1 protein-coding gene and 1 pseudogene are annotated in these 771 nt (G+C 75.2%); both read right to left on the bottom strand.

The window, feature by feature from the left end:
• A partial coding sequence (locus HMPREF0058_RS11455) for a hypothetical protein (RefSeq protein WP_006549961.1) occupies positions 1-241 on the bottom strand: 241 nt, incomplete at its 3' end.
• A 65-nt stretch (positions 242-306) separates the two neighbouring features.
• Positions 307-771 (bottom strand): annotated as a pseudogene (locus tag HMPREF0058_RS12910) (hypothetical protein); the annotation flags it as partial.

A 771-nucleotide genomic window follows, 5' to 3' on the forward strand; every position in this document is an offset into this window, starting at 1 on the left:
CGATGAGGACCTCGGGGGCCGGGTCGGGGCTGGCTGAGGTCGGCGCACCGCCGGTGACCGGGTTGGTCTGCGCCGCGGCGGGCTCGGCGTCGTCCAGGACGGGGGTGGGGCCAGGGACCTCAAGGTCGTCGGAGACCAGCTCGGTGGAGGCAGGTGTCAGGACGGAGCCGGCCGGGTCGACGTGCTCGGCCTCCTGGGCCGTGCCGTGGTCCTCGGGACGGCGGGGAGTTGCTGTGGTCACGGGGTCCTCCTTCTCGCCCCGTTACGGTAGCGGCGCGAGGGCGCCAGGGCGTGGAGGCGTGCCGGTCAGGCCGCGGAGGTCTCCAGGCCGGCGGTCCGTGCGCGGACGAGCTCCTCGGCGTGTCCCTGACGCCGGGCCAGGTGGGAGCCCCAGCCGATGCCGCTGAGCAGGACGCCTGCGCTCACCAGGGTCATGGCGTCAGGGGCCCAGGCGAGCAGGCGGTCCACGAGTGAGTCGAAGGGCATATCCGGCCAGGCCGGGGCCACGAGCGCCGGGAGGCTGATGAGGATGAGCGCGATGCCAGTGGCTCGTGCCCCCAGGCTTGAGCGGCCCGTGGCGGCTCCGGTCACCGCCAGGAGGAGGAAGGCTCCAGCGGCCGCGGCCAGAGCGCCCCACGAGGCCTGCCCGGTGCCGTCCAGCGCCGCGTGAGGGCCACGGGCGAGGATGACGAGAGCGAGAGCGAGGGCGGCCACGCTCAGTGCCAGCGTGAGCAGGTGGGCGCGCCGACGCGAGGGCGGTGCGCTGGGGGT

Origin of the sequence: Actinomyces urogenitalis DSM 15434, assembly GCF_000159035.1 — a bacterium.
GTDB lineage: Bacteria > Actinomycetota > Actinomycetes > Actinomycetales > Actinomycetaceae > Actinomyces > Actinomyces urogenitalis.